The organism is Paenibacillus rigui, from assembly GCF_002234615.1.
Lineage (GTDB): Bacteria > Bacillota > Bacilli > Paenibacillales > NBRC-103111 > Paenibacillus_S > Paenibacillus_S rigui.
Map to the genome: position 1 here is coordinate 1 of NZ_NMQW01000054.1, position 932 is coordinate 932.

At 50.3% G+C, this 932-nt stretch carries 1 protein-coding gene; it reads right to left on the bottom strand.

Going from position 1 to position 932, the window contains the following annotated elements; genetic code table 11:
• The coding region (locus CF651_RS28665; RefSeq protein ID WP_245856197.1) for a reverse transcriptase domain-containing protein at positions 1 to 761 on the bottom strand (761 nt) is incomplete at its 3' end.
• Between the last annotated feature and the right edge of the window lie 171 nt (positions 762 to 932).

A 932-nucleotide genomic window follows, 5' to 3' on the forward strand; every position in this document is an offset into this window, starting at 1 on the left:
CCCTTAGTACCGTTGGGTTGGAGATGTGTATTAGGGACAGGAGTTAGGGTTAGATTGGCGTTGAATACTGATTTTTTCGGAGGTCTCCCTTGCGGCGTTCCTAAGTCTGATCGTCGAACCGTTCCTTCTTCCATGACTCCCGCCTTCAGCCACTTCCGTACCAGCTTCAAGATACGTCTGTCACTGATTCGCATTTCCACCAGCTTCATGAGCTTCTCTTGATTGATGTTGTCGAAGTAACCTTGGATGTCGACGTCGACCACCCAATTGCCTTTGCGGTTGCATGCTTTTCGGATTCGGTCCAGCGCTTGCTTAGCACTTCGCTTCGGTCTGAATCCAAACGAGGATTCTTGAAAATCCGCTTCAAAGATTGGTTCCATTACCATTTTCGTCGCCATCTGTATGACCCGGTCCCGGATTGTAGGTATGCCTAGCGGCCTTGGCTTTCCATCTATCTTTGGAATGTAATGTCGTCTTACTGGCTGAGGGTGATACTTGCCTTCTTTGAGGATTCGATGGCATTCGTGCAGGAAGATGTACTCCCCTTGCTTTTCGATGTCCGCAAGGGTCTCCCCGTCGATTCCAGCCGACCCTTTGTTGGCTCGTACTCTCCTCCACGCTTCCCACAGGATGTCCATCCGGTAGACCTTGTCATAGAGCGCATGGAATCTACGCTTCTTGTTATCCTTGGCCGCATGACCTAGCTTCTCTTGGAGTTGTTGAATGTTTTCCTTTGGTGTCGTTAGCCTCTTGGCATTCACTGACTCGTACCTCCTTAAGAAACATGAACAAAGCAGGGCTCCTTCCCTCCCGCAGGTTGTGTTGTCCTACGTTCCTCGGTAGTATGAGCCCCTCGGACTCCCTTCCCGCAGGCTCTTCACTTCACCTCTCGGGCTTATAGAGCGCCTATTTACGGGGTTTCGAAAAAAAAA